The organism is Ruegeria sp. CDSA089, assembly GCF_059612205.1.
The window spans coordinates 83,893-101,087 of record NZ_JBXWQD010000005.1 but is presented as its reverse complement, the minus strand read 5'-3'; the positions used below and the strand labels follow the sequence as shown (position 1 = coordinate 101,087).

Genomic DNA, 17,195 nt, shown 5'->3' with positions numbered 1-17,195 from the left:
AGGATCAGCTGGCAAGGACGCTGTTGTGCAGAGCCAAAGGGAAGACGTGATCGGGGTAGCGGGCCAACATGCCAGCAATCCGCTCGGATTTGGTCATCCCCTGTTGGGCCACTCCAATATAGTCGCTGAGATAAGCGTCGGTTTGTTCGATCAACGCCGGCCCGCCGATTGCGCCGTGCCCCGGTAGAACAAGCACCGGAGAAAGGGCGCGCAACCGGTCCAGATTGCGCCGCCACGCGGGCCCGCGCCCTTCCACCAGCCACAGGTGCTGCCGGTTCAGCACATGATCTCTGGCCACCAAGACCCGGCGTGCCGGATCAAAAAGAATAAGAGGCGCGATGCTTTCCGCATCAGGTAAGATCGTGCATTGAAACTTGGTTTCAGCCAAAATGACGGGACCGGTTTTCAAGGCTTGAGTCGTGTTTGAATATCCCGGCCAGTCCAAGGCCGCGGTTTCAATGAATGTCAAAGACTGCGCTGCGCTCGCGACAATCGCCTGCGGAAACTGTGGCCCCAGAAATTGCAGGCCCAGATAGTGGTCGGGATGCGGGTGCGTGATCACGATATGGGTCAAAGGTTTGCCGGTTTCGCGGACCAGACGCGCCAGATCCAGCGCCTCGCTCAGGTTCAGATGTGCGTCGACCAACACACAGCTCTGAGGGCCTTCGATCAGATAGGCATTGGCGAAAAAGCCGGCCTCTGGGGCCGGGTGACGGTCGAGTTGCGGCGCACCGGCCTGCGCCGGACGGGCCAGTGCCGACAGCATGGCACAGCCCGCAACCCGCATCCATTGGCGGCGCGAGATCATGGCGGGCTGTTTACTTGCAACTGCCAACGGACCCAACGGCGCATTGTCGCGCGTCGTTGAAATAGGCCCCGTCAAATCTGGTGCCTTCGAAATTGTTGCCCCCCAATTGGGCTTTGGTCATGAAGGCCCCGCGCAGGTCCGCGCCCGCGAAATTGACTTGTTGCAAATCCGCGCCAATCAGGATGGTGCCGGTCAGATCGGCATGGGACAGATTGGTCCCGCGCAGCTTGGCTGCAGTCAGTTTTGCGCCGCTGAGGTTGGCGTGGCTGAGATCCAAGCCCGAGAAATCCTGATGCGCCAGATCACAGCCGTGCCAGTCCACTCGCGGCGCTGGTTCGGCATCGCAGTGATCGACCACAGCCCCCATCTGCGCCAGAGCGGGGCAGGCTGCAAAACAGGCGACGAGAAAGAGCTTATGTGATACGTGAAGATCCAGAGAGGTTTTTGGGGTGCGAATGTATTGGCCACCGCGCCGACCTGACGCGATGGCATTCAGAGGTCGATCCGCTTAGTTCGCGCTGAGGATCGCGTAAAAGCGGGTGAAAACCATATCCTCGTCTGCATTGTCGATATGGCACGAGGCACAGGCATCGATTGGGGCGGCGGCGGCGGTTTCCGCATAGGGTGGGGCATGGTGGCCAAAGTTGAAATAGCCCCAGTTGTTACTTTCCGCAAAGCGCGAGGAATCCTTGACCGCGATGTCGATGCCGTTGAACCCGGCCGGGAAATACCCCTGTCCCGACACCTCAAGCCGCGATCCGTCCGCTTCCTCGCCGGGTTGGGTCAGTTGCAGCTCTTTTAACAAGATAGTGCCTTCGGGAAATTCCCCGGTTTCCTTGTACTGAGCATAGGCCGTCGGATGCATGTAGACATTGTGGTATTCCGGGAATCCGGCCTGCCCGCCGTTTAGTGCGTTCGGCGTCAGGGGTGAGCCGAGGAACACCCATTCCCTGTAGCCAGTCGGTAGAACCAGTTGGCCATCCTCGGTCCATTGTGGCTGCCAGTCGTCGGACACTTGCGCGTTGACCGACGTGCTGAACTGACTGATCCCAAGCGCTGCGACGCCCATCGCTGCACCCAATGTCAGGATTTTCAATACTCTCATGGCTGATGTCCTCTTGCTTGGTAATTTACGTCGCCCGGAAATTTGGGGCGGGTTTATGTGACACCAGCCTATCCAAGCCGGCCCGGTGTCAAATTGCGTGTCATTCGGAAAAAGATGCAGATCGTTCAGCCTCACGAGCTTATCAGCAAAAACAGCGGTGATTTGACTGCCCGTGCGCATATTGGGCGCACGCATTCTTGCGATGCCCGCGTCCATTTGCCCTGACCTTGTCTGAGTGAAAAATATTGCAGTGTCAAAATTTATCGATAAAAAATGGCTGCAATCTCGGGTTACATGAAAGATTATAGATAAAATGCAGACCCAACCAAACTCGTGGACACGTGACGCGGCTCAGGCGCTGTATGATCTGCCGCTGATGGATCTTCTGTTTCGCGCCCAGACAGTGCATCGCGCCAATTTCGATCCCAACAAGGTCCAGACCTCGAAACTGCTGTCGATCAAGACCGGAGGCTGCGCCGAGGACTGCGCCTATTGCTCGCAATCGGCGCGCAACGGGTCCAAGCTGTCGGCCTCGAAACTGATCGAGGTCGAGCGGGTTCTTGCTGAGGCCCGCAAGGCGAAAGAGGGCGGCGCGACCCGGTTCTGCATGGGGGCCGCGTGGCGCGAGCCCAAGGACCGCGACATGGCTGCGCTGGTCGCCATGGTCGAAGGCGTGCGCGAAATGGGGATGGAATCCTGCATGACGCTGGGCATGCTGAGTGACACGCAGGTGGTGCAGCTGCGTGATGCAGGGCTGGATTACTACAACCACAATATCGACACGTCCGAGCGCTATTATTCCGAAGTGATCACCACCCGGACCTTTGCCGACCGGATCGACACGATGAACCGGGTGCAAGAGGCGGGGATCAAAGTGTGCTCGGGCGGGATTCTGGGCATGGGTGAGGGCGTTCAGGACCGCATGGACATGCTGGTGACATTGGCCAACATGGCGCCTGCGCCGGATTCGGTTCCGATCAACATGCTGATGCCGCAGCAGGATACACCGCTGGCGGATGCCAAGCCGATTGATCCGATCGACTTTATGCGGGTGATCGCGGTGGCACGGATCATGATGCCGCAATCCTATGTCCGTCTGTCTGGCGGGCGCAGCGACATGAGCGATGAGCTGCAGGCGATGTGTTTCTTTGCCGGTGCGAACTCGATCTTCGTGGGGGAAACACTGCTGACGGCGGAAAACCCTGAGGAAGACACCGACGCGGTTCTTTTTGCCAAGCTGGGGCTTCAGGCCGAGGTCGCGGCACAGGACAGCCGGGCTGACGCGGCCGAATGACGGTTACGGCGCGATTGTCCTCGATGCTTGAGGTGCTGGGCAACCGGCATCGTCGGCGGGTGTTGTCACCGCGCCGGGGGTTGGATTTCGCGTCGAACGACTATCTGGGGCTGGCGCCGTCGCCCGAATTGGCCGAGGCCGCGCAGCACGCGCTGTCGCGCGGGGTACCGCTAGGGTCGGGCGGGTCGCGCCTGTTGCGCGGCAACCACCCCGAGCACGAGGCTTTGGAACAGTTCGCTGCCAGTTTTTTTGGGGCCGAGGCCGCGCTGTTCATGGGTGGCGGGTTTCAGGCCAATCAGGCCATCTTTTCCAGCCTCCCCGCCGCGGGGGATCTGATCCTGCATGACGCTTTGGTCCATGCCAGCGCGTTCGAAGGGATGCGCACCGGGCGTGCCGACACACGGGGCTTTGCTCATAATGACTTGGCCGATGCGCGTCGGGTTCTGACGCAATGGCGCACCGAGGGTGGTTCGGGTCAAGTTTGGGTTGCGGTCGAAAGTGTCTATTCTATGGAAGGCGATCTGGCCCCGTTGGTCGATTTCGCAACGCTGGCGAGGGACCACGATGCGGTGCTGGTGGTGGATGAGGCCCACGCAACGGGCGTCTTTGGTCCACAGGGCCGGGGGCTGGCGCATGGGCTGGACGCGGATGTGCTGACCTTGCACACCTGCGGCAAGGGTCTGGGTGTTGCGGGCGGATTGATCTGCGGTCCGCGTGTGATGATCGACACTTTGATAAATCGCGCGCGCCCGTTCATTTTTGCCACCGCCCCGTCGCCCTTTAATGCAGCCCTCGTGCGGGCCGCGCTTGAGCTGCTGAGCAACGACCCGATTTGGACGCAGCAGGCGCAGGACCGGATCGCGCATGCCCATTCGGTGGCGCATAGTGCTGGGATCGCGCCGCAAGCTCTGACCAGTCAGATTATCCCCGTTATTCTGGGTGATGACGCCAGCACCATGGCAATGGCGGCGCGCTTGCAGGAACAAGGTTTTGATATCCGCGGCATCCGCCCGCCGACCGTGCCGAAGGGCACGTCGCGGTTGCGAATCTCGATCACCGGGAATGTCACCAAATCCGAGATCAGCGCCTTGTTCGAAACACTGTCGCGCTACCGGAAGGAGGCCGCATGAGCACTCTGGTCGTCACCGGCACCGATACCGGTGTGGGCAAGACCGTCCTGTCCGCCGGACTGGCCGCTGCCCTTGGGGCCAGCTATTGGAAGCCGGTCCAGTCCGGGTTGGAAGAGGCGACGGATACCGAAACCGTGCAGGCCCTGTCTGGCGCGCCGGTCTTGCCCGAGGCGTATCGGCTGAACCTGCCCGCCTCGCCGCATCTGTCGGCCGAGGATATGGGGGTTGAGATCGACCTTGAGCGACTGACTTTGCCTCAGGTTCCCGGCCCGTTGGTTGTGGAAGGGGCGGGTGGCGTGATGGTGCCTCTGACCCGGCAGCATTTCTTTCTGGACCTGTTTGCCCGTTGGCAGGCGCCGGTCGTTCTGGCGGCGCGCACGGCTTTGGGCACAATCAACCACACCGCGCTGTCCTTGCGCGCCTTGCGAGGCGTGGGTGTCGACGTGGTCGGCGTGGCATTCATCGGAGACGCCGAGCCGGATGTCGAACAGACTATTGTCGAGATGTGCGAGACGCGCCATCTGGGACGGCTGCCGGTTCTTGACGCCGTGACGCGTGCCTCTGTGGCTGATGCGATGGCGGGGATGGATCTGACCACGATACGGGGTGCGCTGTGACCCCATTGGATTTTGACGCGCGCCATCTGTGGCATCCTTATACGAACGTGATGGATCCGGGGCCTATGCACCTGATCTCTTCGGCTGAGGGCGTCTGGCTGACGCGCGAGGACGGCGGTAAGATGATCGACGCCATGGCATCTTGGTGGTGTGCGGTGCACGGCCATCGTCACCCGGCCATCATCGCAGCGATGCAGGCGCAGTTGGATCACTTGCCCCATGTCATGTTCGGCGGCTTGACGCATACGCCCGCGATTGAGCTGGGCAAGCGGCTGACCGACATGCTGCCCGATGGATTGGACCGGATTTTCTACAGCGACAGCGGCTCGGTCGCGATCGAGGTCGCGTTGAAGATGGCTGTGCAGAACCAGATGGCCAAAGGTCATTCGGGCCGGGCTGAATTTGCCACGATCCGGGGCGGATATCACGGCGATACATGGAAAGCGATGAGCGTCTGCGACCCCGTCAATGGAATGCATGGTCTGTTCCGGGGGGCGATGTCGATCCAGCATTTCCTGCCCCGGCCCTCTGTGGCGTTGGGACAGGACTGGCCGGAGGATCCGGCGTTGAATGGGCTTGCCGCTCTGGAAGAGTTGCTGGACCGTCTGGGCGACCGGATCGCCGCGCTGATCCTTGAGCCGGTGGTACAGGGTGCGGGCGGGATGTATTTCTATCACCCGTCCTGGCTGAAAGGCGCGCGCGAGCTGTGTTCGGCCCATGGGGTGTTGCTGATCTTTGACGAGATCGCCACCGGGTTTGGGCGGACGGGTCAGCTTTTTGCCATGCAACACGCGGATGTGGTGCCGGATATCCTGTGCGTGGGCAAGGCGCTGACGGGGGGTCATATCACTCTGGCCGCTACAATCGCGACCGAAGCCGTTGCGCGCGGGATTGGTGAAAGCGAGGCCAGCGTGTTGATGCACGGGCCGACCTATATGGCCAACCCGCTGGCGTGCGCGGCGGCCATCGCCAGCCTCGACCAACTGAAACAGCGTGACTGGCATCATGAGGTCAGCGCAATTGCCAAGCAGATGGAGCATGAGCTTGCGCCCGCGTGCGACATACCGGGCGTAGCCGATGTGCGGGTTCTGGGGGCAATTGGCGTGATCGAGATGGAGAGCGTGGTTGACCCTCGGATCGCGCATGCACAAGCGCCAAAGACCGGTGTCTGGCTGCGCCCCTTTGCGCGCAATATCTACTGTATGCCGCCTTTCGTGATCTCGCGCGATGAGTTGAGCCGGGTGACGGCGGCGATGGTTAATCTGGCGCGGGGCGAGGCATGAAGGCGGTTTGGCTGTCCCACTCTGGTGTTGAAAACCTGACACTGGTGTTCGGTGGTTGGGCGCTGGGGCCTGCCCCGTTTGCCGAGCTGGAGGGCGGCGGGGACGTCCTGTTTGTCGACGACTATACCCAGCTTGATGCTGAACTGCCCGAACTGGCCGATTATGATCGGCTCGATGTGCTGGCGTTTTCCTTCGGTGTCGCCTCGGCTGTGCACTGGTTAGAGGGGGCGGGGGTCAACCCGGATCGTCTGGTTGCGGTCAGCGGCACCTTGTTTCCGGCGGATGCGGAAAAAGGCATTGCGCCTGACATGATCAACGCCACTGCCGACAATCTGAGCGCGGCTAGCTTTGCCAAGTTCTGCCGCCGCGCCGGGTTCGAAGGACCAGCACCGCAGATTGACATCCATGCGGCGCAAGCGGAACTGCGTGCGATCCTTCAGCGCGGCCCCGCTCTGGCGCGTCGGTTCGACCGAGTGTGGATTCCGCACCAAGACCGGATCATCCCCACCAAGGCGCAAGAGGCGGCGTGGCAGAGCTCGGCCATTCGGCGCATTGACGGCCCGCATGTTCCGTTTCGAGCGGGTCAAAGCTGGGCAGAGTGGTTGGCATGAACGCATTGATCACAGACCGGGTACAACGCAGTTTTAGCCGCAGCTTCGGGAGCTACCACGACGAGGCGGGCCAGCAAGCGCAGATTGCGGCGGATTTGGTCGATGCCCTGCGAATCCATGGCGCGCCCGACAAGTTTACCCATGGGTTAGAGTTGGGGTGCGGCACAGGTCACCTGACCCAACGGTTGAAGGAAACTTTCCGGTTTCAGTCGCTGACGCTCAATGACCTTGCGCCTGAGGCTGAAAAAACGGCAACGGACGCAGATGCATCTTTCCTGTGCGGTGACGCCCAGCAGATCATGTGGCCAAATGAAGTCGATCTGATCTGCTCGGCCTCAATGATCCAGTGGTTTGAGGACCCGGCGATTCTGATGCAACGCATAGCAAATTGGCTGCAACCCGGAGGGTGGATGGCTGTTTCGGGCTTTGGTCCGAGGCAGTTTCAAGAGCTGTCCCAAGTCGGCTCCAACGCTGGTGCGCCGGGCCTGTGCCAGCCCGATGAGCTGTCCGCTGCCGTCCGCGATGAACTGGAGGTGGTTGCAACCGGTCATTCTATCCGGACACTACGGTTTGACTCGCCTCATGAGGTATTACGCCATTTGCGGAGCACCGGGGTGAACGGCCGCGCGCGCGCAACCTGGACCCGGTCGGATATGCGGCGGTTTTCGGATGACTATGTCGCGCGTCACGGCAGCGACGGGACCGTGCCGCTGACCTATCACCCGATCTGGATCGTCGCCCGCAAGCCGATCTGAGCAATCGACCGGGATCACAACGCTGTCACACAGGATTGACCCGTTGGTTACACGCCTCCGTGCTAGGCAGGACAGGCGCGCGTGTTTCCACCTGAATCTTCCGAACACAAAGGTCCCCAAATGATCAGAGCCGTCCTCATCTCCGCCAGCTTGCTATTCATCGCCGCCTGCGACAGCGGCCCAAGTGGCGGCAGCGCTGAAAATCAAACTCAGGACTTCGAAGAGAGCTTCCGCAATCGGGGCAGCTGATGCCTGATGGCTGGGCCGGGTGGTTTCGGCCCAGCTTTTCCTGACCGTCTGTCCAAGACGGGATACGGCAATCTGGTCGGTTTGCGTCCTGCGCGCGGCAGGTATGCGTGCCTCATTTCCGCTCTATACATCCCCGCCGTCTCTGGTTATGAGCTGCGCTTCGATGATGATCCGTGTGTTGGACGCTCTGAGGGTGACAGCATCACCAGAGCGAGCCGATCTATGAAACAGACATTGCAAGATGCGCTGACGCGCAAAGGATATGAGACCCTGACCCCGGTGCAACAGGCCGTGACCGCGCCCGAGTTGCAGGGGCGCGACCTGTTGGTTTCCGCGCAGACGGGTTCGGGTAAGACCATCGGGTTCGGATTGGCCATAGCGCCGACGCTTTTGGCTGAGGGCGATGTCTTTGACGTGGCCGCGGCACCTTTGGCGTTGGTGATTGCGCCCACGCGCGAGCTGGCGATGCAGGTCAAGCGCGAGCTGGCGTGGCTTTATGCTGATGCGGGAGCGTTTCTTGCCTCTTGCGTGGGCGGGATGGATATGCGCGACGAACGCCGCGCCTTGGCCCGCGGCGCGCATATCGTCGTCGCAACGCCGGGCCGGTTGCGCGATCATATCATGCGCGGTTCGATCGACCTGACCGATGTGCGGGCGGTGGTGCTGGACGAAGCTGACGAGATGCTGGATCTGGGCTTCCGCGAGGATCTGGAGTTCATTCTGGAACAAACGCCCGAGACGCGTCAGACGCTGCTGTTCTCGGCCACGGTGCCGCGCGCGATTGTCAGCCTTGCTGCGCGCTATCAACAGGACGCTGAACGGGTCAGCACGGTCAGCGAACGCACGCAGCACGCAGATATCGAATACCGTGCACTGAATGTGGCGCCGCGCGATGGCGAGAACGCGATCATCAACGTGTTGCGCTATTACGAAGCCCCGAACGCTATCGTCTTTTGCAACACGCGCGCCATGGTCAGCCGGTTGACGGCACGCTTGTCCAACCGGGGGTTCCCGGTTGTCGCTTTGTCGGGGGAGTTGACGCAGAGCGAACGCTCCAACGCGCTGCAAGCGATGCGCGATGGTCGTGCACGTGTCTGTGTGGCCACCGATGTCGCGGCGCGGGGGATCGACCTGCCGAACCTTGATCTGGTCGTTCACGCCGAACTGCCCAACAGTCACGAAACCCTGCTGCACCGCTCGGGCCGGACCGGTCGGGCAGGCCGCAAAGGGGTCAGTGCGCTGATCGTGCCCCCGGCGGCGTTCAAAAAGGCACAGCGCCTTTTGAAATTCGCCAAACTCACCGCCGAGTGGGGGGCTGCGCCCTCGGCCGAAGAGGTCAACGCGCAGGATTTGCAACGGATGTTTGCGTCCGACGACTGGCAGTCCGAGGTCCCCGAGACCGAGCGCGCCTCGGTCGAGCAACTGGTTGCGCGGTTCTCAGCAGAACAACTGGCCGCAGCTTACGTTCGCCAGTACACGCGCCAACATTCCGCGCCCGAAGAACTGGGCGAAGTCAGCGCGGCAACCAAACCCAGCGCCCCCTTTGGCCCCAGCGTCTGGTTTTCCCTGTCTGAGGGGCGCAATCAACATGCGTCACCGCGCTATGTTCTGCCGATGATCTGCAAGGCCGGGAACATCACGAAATCCGATATAGGCGCGATCCGTATTGCTGACGAAGTGACTTATATCGAGATCCGCGAAAGCAGCGTACCCGGTTTCATCGAAGCCATTGGGCCCGACTTGAAGGTCGAAGGCACGAAAGAGATCGAACGACTGGACACGGCCCCGGACCTGTCGCGCCCCGCAAAACCCGGGCCCAAACGTGGGATGAAGGGCAAGAAACGCGAAAAACCTGAGCGTCCGGAGCGTCTGATCGAACCGCAACCTGCAAAGACGCGGAAGAAGGACGCGCCCAAACCTGCGGACAACGGAAAAGCCGATCCCAAACCCAAGCGCAGCAAGGCCGGGGACGCCTGGGCAGGCAAGACACCGGATCGCCGCCCCAAAGGTCCTCCGCCGCCCAAGGGCAAGCCAAGCAGCAAGAAGAACCGCGCGCGGGCTGCGGCGGCCAAGGGCGGCAATGCGGTTCCGAAACGCCGGACGTAAACTAGGGCGTTAATCGCGCTGCGAAACCCCTTTGCAGAGGTCGTGCCTCGGTTCCGAGGCAGCCGCAGTCCGCTGCGCCGTACTCTCCCTGTGCGCGGCGATAGGGATGGACAATTAGCTGAAGCTCTAGGCAGCTTGCAAAAAACAATTGAGAGCGGGTCTGGGAAATCTATCAATGATGAACTAACAATCGTATTGGATCAGTCAGATAAGGCTGCTCTGTGTGTTACTTGGACACACAGTTTTTGTTATGAAGTATGACCCGTTAAAATTTAGACCATTTACCGCAGCAGAACTCTACGAAGCCCGATGGGAAACTCCCGATCATGCTGTGTTTGTCGAATTGGCGGATATGATACCTTTCCTGGAGGGGCAGAGAGACCAATGGTTATGGATCGGATTGATTAGGTCTCTAAATCCTGACATCAAAGGTTACATCGATGTTGTAACTTGGATTTTAGATCATGATGACTGTGACGTTGCAGTTGCAATGTACGCTTATGGTTGCCTACAGGGACCATATGCATGTGGTAGGCCGACATCCCGAGGAAACTCGTCTGACTCAGGTGGACTGATCCCTCTTCGCGTGATCGAAGCGCGAAACAAGTCGCGACCGTATACACAGAATAACCTCCTAGTTGAGCAAAATGACTTTCAGCGCGGTGATCCAGATCAACTGCTTCAACAGAGTTATGAATACGCTGACAAAATGCTTGAGAAAGCGAAGAAGGAAGCGGAAATCAAAGGCGAGACCTTGAGGGAGGAAGACTTTCCCAAGCCGTGTATTTCTCCCCCAGTGGAATTGCTAGAAACTCCCTTAACCGGACATCAAAGACGCGTCGACTACGTTATCGATGAGAACTACGCGGTTTTTGTGCCTGTTTGAAGCTTGCTGCATTAGAGTTGAACATCTATGGCCTTAGAACCCTGGCAGAGCTGCCAATGCTTTAGAGTTCGAATAATGCTCAGGTTCAATGGACCTCGGATTGCAGTCTTACAAACGACAAAGGTGCCCTTGGGCGCCTTGTTTTATTGGTCGGAGTGAGAGGATTCGAACCTCCGACCCCTGCCTCCCGAAGACAGTGCTCTACCAGGCTGAGCTACACTCCGACCGTGGCGGCGGGTCTATACCCGGCAATTTGGATGTGCAAGAGGGATTTTGCGAGTTCAAACCCTGCGCCCATCGCCGCGATTGGCGTCAGGGCAGGGCGTCCGTGTGGTAGAGGCGGATTTTGGTGCCGCCGTGGTCAACCACTGGTCCGGGCGGCAGCAAAGGCAGACGGGTTGCGCGGGCAAGCCCCGCATTGCTGGTCACGATCCCCACGCGCCAGCCGCTGAAACGGGACGCAAGCACTTTGCCTAACGCCCCGTAGAGAGAGCGCAGGCGTTTTTCATCGCCGATTCGGGCACCATAGGGGGGGTTGACGATGACCAGACCGGCGTCGCCGGGTGGGGGCTTGATGTCGCTGACGGCGCGGGTTTGGAACTTTGTGACCTCACTCACTCTGGCCTGCGTCGCATTGGCTTGGGCGGCTTCAACCGCGCCCGAATTGCGGTCGGAGCCGGAGAAAACAAGATCGGTTTCGGACATATCCCCGTTGGCGCGTAGATCGCCCCAAGCGGCAGGGTCGAACCCGGCAAGGTCTTCGAAGGCAAAGCTGCGGCCGCGACCGGGGTTCAGCCCCAAGGCGATCTCGGCGGCTTCGATGACGAAGGTGCCGGAGCCACACATCGGGTCCAGGACCGGTTCGGATCCGGTGTATCCGCACTCGCGCAGGAACATGGCGGCCATGGTCTCGCGCATGGGGGCTTTGGCAACTACCGGTTTGTGGCCGCGTTTGTGCAGCGGCTCGCCGGATGTATCGACTGAAAAAGTGCAGATATCCTTTTCAATGCGTAGCAGGACCCGCAGGGTGGCATCGCCCGAGATTGGCGCGCCGAGAGTTTCGGTAATTGCGTGCTCGACCCGCTGCTTCGCGGCGCCTGCATGGTAGATACGGGATTTGCGGCTGGTCGCCTCGACTTTGACCGGCACATCAGGGCGCAGAAAATCTGACCATGGAAACTTGCGGGCACGTTTGTCGAGCTGGGCCAGGTGAACGGCAGGAAAGCTACCGATGCGCAGCAAGACCTTGTTGGCACCCCGCAGACACAGATTGGCGCGCCAGACATCGGTCCATCCCCCGCGCAGGCTGACACCACCGGGTACGATTCTGGCGTTTTCGAATCCGTTTTCGACAGTCTCGGCCAGCAAGGGGGCCTCGAGGCCGGGCGTGGCCACCAGAAATATCTCGAATTTGTCGCTGTGTTCCATTTTGGGTGCTTACACCGGATGCGATCCGGGTGCGACATGCATTTTCCACGCATCGAAACTGCGCAACGTGATAGGAATGTGACAATTACTTGCGGCTTTGAGCGGTAACAGGTTTGCGTTTATGACCATCCCCGCGTAAAGGGTCCATGATCGAAAATATGCCTGCGGATTTTGGACCGTTTTCGGCGCTTTTGCGACGGAGATCCCGAAAAACCGTGCTATTGCAGGATTCCGAAAGGACGTCGGCAGAGTTGGCGCAGACAAAGAGGCTTGGAAGACCGTAGCGACATGCAAACTTTCAAACTGAAAAAAGGGTTCGAGCTGCCGGTGCTGGGTGCGCCGGATCAGACGATTCATCCTGGACCCGAGTTTTCGACCGTCGGGGTTCTGGGCGGCGACTATATTGGCCTGAAACCCAAGATGCTGGTACAAGAGGGTGACGACGTCCAGCGCGGCACGCCCCTGTTTAGTCACAAAGACGCGCCCGATGCGATGATGGTAGCGCCAATGACCGGCAAGGTCGTCGCAGTCAATCGCGGTGCTCGGCGCGTGCTGCAAAGCGTCGTGATCGAGGTGTCAGACCCCAATGACACCGGGGTTGATTTCTCGGGCACCGGGAATGCCGACAGCGCCGAGGGCGTGACGGCCAAGCTGTGTGCGGCGGGTCTTTGGACGGCCTTCCGAACGCGGCCCTATTCCAAAATGCCGACACCCGGCACCACACCTGCAGCGATTTTCGTGACGGCGATGGACAGTGAGCCTCTGGCGGGTGATGCAGCCGTGATCATCGCTGACGCAGGGGATGCTTTCGCTGCGGGTCTGGCGGCGGTCGCGAACCTGACCGAAGGCAAGACCTATCTGTGCCACAAAGAGGGTGACTCGGTACCGGGCGCCGATGTGCCAGGAATTGAAGCCGCCGCATTCGCAGGGCCGCACCCGTCGGGGCTGGCGGGGACGCATATCCATTTCCTCGAGCCGCTGGCAGGGGACAAGCAGGTCTGGACCATCGGGTATCAGGACGTCATCGCCATTGGTCGCCTGATGCAGACCGGCCATCTGGATCCCAATATCGTGGTCGCTCTGACCGGTCCGGGCGCGCGGCAGCCGCGTTTGATCCGCACGGTCATGGGCGCGTCGACCGACGATCTGACCCGCGACGAGGTTGATGTGGACGGGACGCCCCGGATTATCTCGGGCTCGATCCTGTCAGGTGCACAGGCTGAAGGCCCGACCGCTTATCTGGGTCGCTTTGCGCGGCAGGTTTCGATCATCCGTGAAGATCACGATCAACACACGATGGGTTGGATTCTTCCGATGCCGTCGAAATTCGCCGTACAGCCCGTGTTGGGCTCGGCCTTTGCGAAAAAGCTGTATGCGTTCACTTCAAACCTGAACGGCGGCCGTCGTGCGATGGTGCCGACGGGCGTGTTCGAAGAGCTGATGCCGCAGGACTACCTGCCGACGCAATTGCTGCGCGCTTTGTTGGTTATGGACACGGACACTGCCCAGGCATTGGGCGCGCTGGAGCTGGACGAAGAAGATCTGGGCCTTGTGGGCTTTGCCTGTCCGGCAAAATATGAATACGGGCTGGCGCTGCGCGACTGCCTGACCAAGATTGAAAAGGAGGGCTGATCCACATGGGTTTGCGCAGCTTCTTCGATCGGATTGAGCCGAACTTTACCAAGGGCGGCAAGTACGAGAAGTATTTCCCTATCTACGAGATGGTCGAAAGCTTCATCTACACTCCGAAAACCGTCACCACCGTAGCCCCACACGCACGGTCCTACGTGGATATGAAGCGGATCATGACCTATGTCGTGATCGCCACGATCCCTTGCATCCTGTGGGGGATGTGGAATACGGGTTATCAGGCGAATTCAGCTATTGCGACGCTTGGTCCGGATGCGGCTACCGGCTGGCGGATTGCTTTGTTGCAGATGTTCGGTATCTCGCTGGATCCGTCCAGCCTGTTTGCCAATGTGTTGCACGGGTTGCTTTATTTCCTGCCGATCTACATCACGACGCTGGTCGCGGGTGGTATTTTCGAGGTCATCTTTGCCACCGTGCGCGGGCATGAGGTGAACGAGGGCTTCCTTGTCACATCGATGCTCTACACGCTGATCCTTCCGGCATCGACACCGCTGTGGCAGGTCGCTTTGGGCATAATCTTCGGCGTTGTCATCGGCAAAGAGGTGTTTGGCGGCACCGGTAAGAACTTTCTCAACCCCGCACTGGTCGGGCGGGCGTTCTTGTATTTCGCTTATCCTGCGCAAATGTCGGGGGATTCGGTTTGGACTCCGGTGGATGGTTTCTCGGGCGCGACCGCGTTGGGGATCACCGCAGCCGAGGGCGTTCAGGCGCTGGCGGCTGACGGGATCACCTGGGCCAATGCGTTCTTCGGCACCATTCAGGGCAGTTTCGGTGAGACATCGACGCTGGCCTGTATGATCGGCCTGGCCTTCCTGCTGACAACGAAAATTGCCAACTACCGCCTGATCCTGGGCTGTTTGGCGGGGACCATCGGCTTTAGCCTGTTGCTGAACCTGATCGGGTCGGACACCAACCCGATGTTTGCGATGCCTTGGTACTGGCACATCGTTCTGGGCGGCTATGCCTTTGGTCTGGCCTTCATGGTGACCGAGCCGGTTTCGGCCAGCCACACCAACATGGGCCGCTATATCTACGGTGCGCTGGTCGGTGTCATGGTTGTGATGATCCGCGTCATTAACCCTGCTTTCCCCGAAGGTATGATGCTGGCTATCCTCTTCGGAAACGTCTTTGCGCCGCTGATCGACTATTTCGTCGTGCAAGCCAACATCAAACGGAGGGCGCGTCGCCATGTCTGATACGCAGTCCCAAGAATCAAAGGGCGCGATTGCAAAGTTTCTGGCCGCCTCGCCGGATTCTGTCGGCAAAACGATCATCGTCGCGGTCGCTGTCTGCCTTGTGGCCTCGATGGTCGTATCCGCCGCAGCCGTCAGCCTGCGCCCTGTGCAAGAAGCCAACGCGCTGAAGGACAAGCAGGTCAACGTTTTGCAAGTCGCCGGTGTCTATGAGCCGGGCGTAGATGTCACCGAGGCATTCGCCGCGTTCGAACCGCATGTACTTGAACTGTCGACGGGCGCTTTCGTCGACGATCGGTTCGACGCTGCCACGTTTGATGACATCGCTGCGGCCAGCGACCCGGACCTCAGCGTTGCGCTGGACAATGACCCGGCGGGTATCGGGCGTCAGTCTAAGTACCGTGTCATCTACCTGTTGCGCGATGATGCGGGCGAGTTAGACAAGGTGATCCTACCGCTGCATGGCTATGGCCTGTGGTCCACGCTCTATGGCTTTATCGCGCTGGAGAACAACGGCAACGATATCTTCGGTCTGCAATTCTATCAGCATGGTGAGACGCCGGGCCTTGGGGCCGAGGTGGACAACCCCCGCTGGAAGGCACTGTGGAACGGTAAAAAGCTGCGCGATGACGCGGGTGAGCTTCAGATCACCGTGGCCAAATCGCAGCCCGCCGCTGGCCCGGACTTTTATGTCGACGCGCTGGCCGGTGCCACGCTGACTTCGGTCGGTGTCGATAACCTGGTGAAATTCTGGATGGGGGATGCGGGTTACGCTCCGTTCCTGGCCAAACTGCAAGCAGGAGAAATCTGATGTCTCAGACCAAGAAAGAGATGCTGGTCGACCCGCTTGTCGACAATAACCCGATCACTCTGCAGGTGCTGGGCATCTGTTCGGCGCTGGCGGTGACCTCGTCGCTGCAAGTGTCGATGGTGATGGCGCTGGCGGTGATCTTCGTGACCTCGTTCTCGTCCTTCTTTATCTCGTGCCTGCGCAACCAGATTCCGGGCTCGATCCGGATCATCGTACAGATGGTGATCATCGCTTCGCTGGTGATCCTGGTGGACCAGATCCTTAAGGCCTATGCGTTTGAGATCTCGAAAACCCTATCGGTTTTTGTCGGCTTGATCATCACCAACTGTATCGTGATGGGCCGGGCTGAGGCGTTTGCGATGAAGAACCCGCCCGTCGCGTCGTTCATCGACGGCATGGGCAACGGTATGGGCTACGGCCTGATCCTGCTGCTGGTGGGCTTCATCCGCGAGCTGTTCGGGGCCGGGTCGCTGTTTGGCATCACCATTCTGGAGACCGTCAACAACGGTGGCTGGTACGTGCCCAACGGGATGCTGCTGCTACCTCCGTCAGCGTTCTTCATCATCGGTCTGATCATCTGGGCCTTCCGCACATGGAAGCCGAACCAGGTGGAAGAGCGTGAATACAAAATTCAGCAGGTAGAGGCCCACTGATGGAAGGTCTGATTTCATTGGCCGTAAAGGCTATCTTTGTCGAAAACCTTGCGCTCAGCTTCTTTCTGGGGATGTGTACCTTCATTGCCGTGTCCAAGAAGATTTCGACCGCGCTGGGTCTGGGCATCTCGGTCATGGTTGTGCAGGCCATCACTGTGCCTGCCAACAACCTGTTGCTGAACTACCTGCTGAAACCGGGCGCGCTGGCCTGGGCCGGTTTCCCGGATGTGGACCTGACCTTCCTTGGCCTGATCTCGTATATCGGTGTGATCGCGGCGATGGTTCAGATCCTTGAGATGGTTTTGGACAAGTATTTCCCGCCGCTCTACAACGCGCTGGGGATCTTCCTGCCGCTGATCACGGTGAACTGCGCGATCTTGGGTGGTTCGCTGTTCATGGTGGAGCGTGACTATAACTTTGCCGAGGCCGCGACTTATGGTCTGTCTTCCGGTTTTGGCTGGGCACTGGCGATCACTGCGATGGCGGGTGTGCGCGAAAAGCTGAAATATTCGGATATCCCCGACGGCCTGCAAGGGCTTGGGATCACCTTCATCACCGCGGGTCTGATGGCGATGGCCTTCATGTCCTTCTCAGGCGTGAAACTGTAAGGAGGGGC

General features: G+C 59.8%; 17 protein-coding genes and 1 tRNA gene. 13 read left to right on the top strand and 5 right to left on the bottom strand.

From position 1 onward, the window contains the following. Positions 1 to 4: 4 nt before the first annotated feature. From AC2FJ6_RS13315 to AC2FJ6_RS13305, 3 genes are all read right to left on the bottom strand, one after another. Positions 5 to 808, bottom strand: a complete 804-nt coding sequence (locus AC2FJ6_RS13315; protein ID WP_170773184.1) for an MBL fold metallo-hydrolase — start codon at positions 806 to 808, stop codon at positions 5 to 7. Positions 809 to 818: 10 nt separating this feature from the next. Continuing rightward, a complete protein-coding gene (locus tag AC2FJ6_RS13310) occupies positions 819 to 1,166 on the bottom strand; it encodes a pentapeptide repeat-containing protein (protein WP_496669289.1) in 348 nt (115 codons plus the stop codon). A 150-nt stretch (positions 1,167 to 1,316) separates the two neighbouring features. Beyond that, positions 1,317 to 1,913: a cytochrome P460 family protein gene (locus AC2FJ6_RS13305; protein WP_170773180.1), complete on the bottom strand. Its 597-nt coding sequence runs from the start codon at positions 1,911 to 1,913 to the stop codon at positions 1,317 to 1,319. A 313-nt stretch (positions 1,914 to 2,226) separates the two neighbouring features. On the opposite strand from AC2FJ6_RS13305, the gene bioB reads away from it, so the two are divergent. The 8 genes from bioB (at position 2,227) to AC2FJ6_RS13265 (ending at position 10,844) form a co-directional block, all read left to right on the top strand. Next, entirely contained in the window at positions 2,227 to 3,207 is a 981-nt protein-coding gene (bioB, locus tag AC2FJ6_RS13300; protein WP_496669287.1) for a biotin synthase BioB, read from the top strand. Then, positions 3,204 to 4,337 (top strand): 8-amino-7-oxononanoate synthase, encoded by a 1,134-nt coding sequence (locus tag AC2FJ6_RS13295; protein ID WP_170773176.1) that lies wholly within the window; start codon positions 3,204 to 3,206, stop codon positions 4,335 to 4,337. Before bioB ends, AC2FJ6_RS13295 begins: the two co-directional genes overlap by 4 nt. Further along, positions 4,334 to 4,954 carry a dethiobiotin synthase gene (gene bioD / locus AC2FJ6_RS13290; RefSeq protein WP_170773174.1) on the top strand — a complete coding sequence of 207 codons (621 nt, stop codon included), beginning with the start codon at positions 4,334 to 4,336 and terminating at the stop codon, positions 4,952 to 4,954. The genes AC2FJ6_RS13295 and bioD overlap by 4 nt, the downstream gene beginning before the upstream one ends. Beyond that, the gene (gene bioA, locus AC2FJ6_RS13285; protein ID WP_496669285.1) at positions 4,951 to 6,237 is read left to right on the top strand and encodes an adenosylmethionine--8-amino-7-oxononanoate transaminase; all 1,287 of its coding nucleotides are present in this window, start codon (positions 4,951 to 4,953) and stop codon (positions 6,235 to 6,237) included. Before bioD ends, bioA begins: the two co-directional genes overlap by 4 nt. Then, entirely contained in the window at positions 6,234 to 6,848 is a 615-nt protein-coding gene (locus AC2FJ6_RS13280; RefSeq protein ID WP_170773170.1) for a pimeloyl-ACP methyl esterase BioG family protein, read from the top strand. The genes bioA and AC2FJ6_RS13280 overlap by 4 nt, the downstream gene beginning before the upstream one ends. Next, on the top strand, positions 6,845 to 7,603 hold the full coding sequence (locus AC2FJ6_RS13275; protein ID WP_496669283.1) for a methyltransferase domain-containing protein: 759 nt from the start codon (positions 6,845 to 6,847) through the stop codon (positions 7,601 to 7,603). The genes AC2FJ6_RS13280 and AC2FJ6_RS13275 overlap by 4 nt, the downstream gene beginning before the upstream one ends. A gap of 471 nt (positions 7,604 to 8,074) precedes the next feature. Further along, on the top strand, positions 8,075 to 9,958 hold the full coding sequence (locus tag AC2FJ6_RS13270) for a DEAD/DEAH box helicase (protein ID WP_170773166.1): 1,884 nt from the start codon (positions 8,075 to 8,077) through the stop codon (positions 9,956 to 9,958). Positions 9,959 to 10,208: 250 nt separating this feature from the next. After that, on the top strand, positions 10,209 to 10,844 hold the full coding sequence (locus tag AC2FJ6_RS13265) for a hypothetical protein (RefSeq protein ID WP_496669281.1): 636 nt from the start codon (positions 10,209 to 10,211) through the stop codon (positions 10,842 to 10,844). A gap of 147 nt (positions 10,845 to 10,991) precedes the next feature. Here the strand turns inward: AC2FJ6_RS13265 and AC2FJ6_RS13260 are convergent. Both AC2FJ6_RS13260 and AC2FJ6_RS13255 read right to left on the bottom strand, forming a co-directional pair. After that, positions 10,992 to 11,068, bottom strand: a tRNA-Pro gene (locus AC2FJ6_RS13260). An 88-nt stretch (positions 11,069 to 11,156) separates the two neighbouring features. Beyond that, a complete protein-coding gene (locus AC2FJ6_RS13255; protein ID WP_170773162.1) occupies positions 11,157 to 12,272 on the bottom strand; it encodes a THUMP domain-containing class I SAM-dependent RNA methyltransferase in 1,116 nt (371 codons plus the stop codon). Between the two features lie 288 nt (positions 12,273 to 12,560). Between AC2FJ6_RS13255 and AC2FJ6_RS13250 the strand changes: the two genes are divergently transcribed. Genes AC2FJ6_RS13250 through nqrE form a run of 5 tightly spaced genes read left to right on the top strand, consistent with a single transcriptional unit; the run spans position 12,561 to position 17,187 of the window. Continuing rightward, positions 12,561 to 13,904 (top strand): Na(+)-translocating NADH-quinone reductase subunit A, encoded by a 1,344-nt coding sequence (locus AC2FJ6_RS13250; protein ID WP_170773160.1) that lies wholly within the window; start codon positions 12,561 to 12,563, stop codon positions 13,902 to 13,904. 5 nt (positions 13,905 to 13,909) lie between these two features. Then, on the top strand, positions 13,910 to 15,118 hold the full coding sequence (locus AC2FJ6_RS13245; protein ID WP_170773158.1) for an NADH:ubiquinone reductase (Na(+)-transporting) subunit B: 1,209 nt from the start codon (positions 13,910 to 13,912) through the stop codon (positions 15,116 to 15,118). Next, a complete protein-coding gene (locus tag AC2FJ6_RS13240) occupies positions 15,111 to 15,926 on the top strand; it encodes a Na(+)-translocating NADH-quinone reductase subunit C (RefSeq protein ID WP_170773156.1) in 816 nt (271 codons plus the stop codon). The genes AC2FJ6_RS13245 and AC2FJ6_RS13240 overlap by 8 nt, the downstream gene beginning before the upstream one ends. Beyond that, a complete protein-coding gene (locus AC2FJ6_RS13235; RefSeq protein WP_117873115.1) occupies positions 15,926 to 16,579 on the top strand; it encodes an NADH:ubiquinone reductase (Na(+)-transporting) subunit D in 654 nt (217 codons plus the stop codon). The genes AC2FJ6_RS13240 and AC2FJ6_RS13235 overlap by 1 nt, the downstream gene beginning before the upstream one ends. Then, positions 16,579 to 17,187, top strand: a complete 609-nt coding sequence (gene nqrE / locus AC2FJ6_RS13230) for an NADH:ubiquinone reductase (Na(+)-transporting) subunit E (protein WP_050603817.1) — start codon at positions 16,579 to 16,581, stop codon at positions 17,185 to 17,187. Before AC2FJ6_RS13235 ends, nqrE begins: the two co-directional genes overlap by 1 nt. Positions 17,188 to 17,195: the final 8 nt, after the last annotated feature.